Source organism: Proteus sp. TJ1640, from assembly GCF_003144445.1.
GTDB lineage: Bacteria > Pseudomonadota > Gammaproteobacteria > Enterobacterales > Enterobacteriaceae > Proteus > Proteus penneri.
Map to the genome: position 1 here is coordinate 1 of NZ_PENY01000028.1, position 2,863 is coordinate 2,863.

The window sequence follows — 2,863 nt, forward strand, 5'->3', positions numbered from 1 at the left end:
ACTGGTTATTACCCGCTTCACTGACGATAAAAAGCCAAGACGTGATCAACTCAGGCACATTAGTCAGCCGTGCATTTAATCTCAATACAGGTTCACTTAAAAACAGTGGTCGCCTTGAAGCTGACGATTTTACCTTTAACCTGACAAGCTTGGATAATTCCGCCACTATTATGGGTGATAATGGGGTTATTCACACTCAATTACTGGAAAATAAAAGTAAAAATGCCGTTATTGCAACGACACAATCTCTTGATTTAGCCGCTCGTGACAAGTTGATAAATCATGATGGTGCGTTGATTTATAGCGACGATAAGTTATCTCTATCCGGTTCATTTATTGAAAATAAAGCTAGCTTTATTGAAGCCGAAGGCGATGTCTCAATTACCGCAGACCAATTGCATAATTTACGTGAAGGGCTTGAGATCGAGCGAGAAGCGGAGAAAAGTGATTATCGCTGGCATCGTTATAGCTACAATTGGCGTTCTTATGATTCTGGCGTTAATAGAGATAAAACAACAATTGAGCCAACGACTCAGAGACTTTCATTTAAAAATAATGACGAGGCTATAACAAACCGTTATGGCACATTATTAGACATCGATGCAAATAATAAACGAGCTCAAGTCCGCGTTAAAAACAATGAAGGGCAACTGACTGATCTTTGGGTTAATTATCTTGCCTTAAAACTCAATAACGATGGCAGTTACGCCATGACTTTTTATGAGACGCGAGGCTGGAGACAATATGATGTTCCAACGCCTTATCATAATACCGTATGGCGTGAACATGATATTGGTTCTATAGAACAATGGGACCCTGAATTACACCTTGATCTTGCCGATATTCCTTATGTCGATGACTACAACAACCTGCGTGAACGTTCTGTTTCAGGCACAGTAACACGAGATAAATTGATTTCTGAAGGGATAGGTGCACGCATCCTTTCGGGTGGCAATATGAAAGTGGCTATTTCAGGATTATTACTTAATGATGCCAGTGTGATCACCTCAATAGGGGATCAAACGATTGATGGGAATGGTAAAATCGAAAATAACGCCTACTCCGTTAATGAGCGTCACCAAGAATATATTGTTGATCACTATGATCGAGATACTAAACACTGGTACCCAAGCTTTAATCATGATGAAACCACCGCATTAGCTACCATTGATAGTATTATTTCAGGTAATGGCAATGTGGCGATCAACGGAACATCGATCACTAATACCACGGTGAATGCGGCACAAATTAATGAAATTGAAGCCGCATTAAACGCGGTTAAGGCAGAGCGGGCGGAATTCGAGCGTAATCCGCTGGGATTTAATATTGATGGCGTGGAGAAACAAACCGTCAATACCGAAATAAACACCAGTGATAAAACAGACTTAACCCATACGGATGTGACATCGCCTTTAACGCGTCCACTTTTACCGTCTGAAATTGCACTGACTGAAAAACAACATTTAGGCAATGTGATCACCGATTTGCCTGATAATGGTCTCTTCCGACAAAATTTATCCCCTGATAATCCGTTTTTAATTGTCACGGATGAACGCTTTACCAATCGTAATAAATTTATCAGCAGTGATTATTTACTGAAACGCGTGGGCTACGATCCAGCGCAAGTGCATAAACGATTAGGGGATGGGTTCTACGAACAACGTCTTGTGCGCGAACAAGTGTTAAAGCTGACGGGACGCCCTTCGCTTTATGAAGGTGACGCCATGGCGCAGTATCAACATTTGATGAACAATGGTATCAATGTCGCCAGCGATTTTCATTTACGCCCAGGGGTCGCTCTGACCCCAGAACAAATTGCGGCATTGCAGCAAGATATTGTGTGGTTAGTCAGTGAAACCGTTGAGACTGCGCAAGGTCCTCAGACGGTATTAGTACCCAAAGTTTATTTAGCAAATAAAACGTTAGATTTGCTCAGCCGTGGTGCACTGGTTAGTGGCAACAATTTACACCTTTCTGCCGAAAGCCTTGATAATGCAGGACAACTGCTTGCCAATAAAGGGCTTGAAATTGATGCCAACCAATTTGAACACCAAGGTGGCGATATTCGGGGTGAAAATGTCAATATTCAAGCGGATAGCATTAATTTAAGTACTAATCTGCAAGATGCTCTACGCCAAGCCCGTATCAACGGTACCGATATCACTCTAAAAGGCCACGATATTCAACTGCAAGGGGCAAAACTGGATGCATTAAACGACATTAATCTAAATGCACGTGATAATCTCACTATCACTACTGCAAAAAGTACCCATTCTGGTGAATTTGATGTGATATCGGGTGCGATGGGCAATCGTACGAGTGATGGCATGGAGCAAGCTGGTGAACATCGTCTTGCGCATATTAGCGGTGAGTGGCAACGCTCACAAGGAAGCGAACTAAACGCTGTCGGTAACCTCAATCTCACTGCGGGGAAAGATGTCACACTGCAAGGCAGTCAAGTCAAAGCGGATCAAAAACTGACCGTAAATGCAGGGGAAAACCTCAATATTATTGCTGATAGTACCACGACTAAAAGCCACCTTGATGCCAATAGTAAAAGCACCACCGTGAGCAATACTCGTGAAGAAGAGCGCTTGCAATTAAGTACGCTCAGTGGTGATAAAGGCGTCAGCCTGAATGCGGGGAACACCTTGACTGCACAAGGAGCCCAAGTGGATAGCACCGAAGGTAAAACCACCGCTCGTGCTCAAGATGTAGAGATCCACTCCGTCACACAACAGATTGAAGACAGTGACTATCAGCATTCAGGCGGAGGACGTAAAAGTTACAGTCGTCTTGTGGATACCGCCCAAGAAAACGTGGTTGGAAGCACCTTTAGCGGACAGCAAGGTGTTGAAATTAC

General features: G+C 43.2%; 1 protein-coding gene. It reads left to right on the forward strand.

The window, feature by feature from the left end:
- A partial coding sequence (locus tag DK861_RS14900) for a hemagglutinin repeat-containing protein (protein ID WP_204101276.1) occupies positions 1-2,863 on the forward strand: 2,863 nt, incomplete at both ends.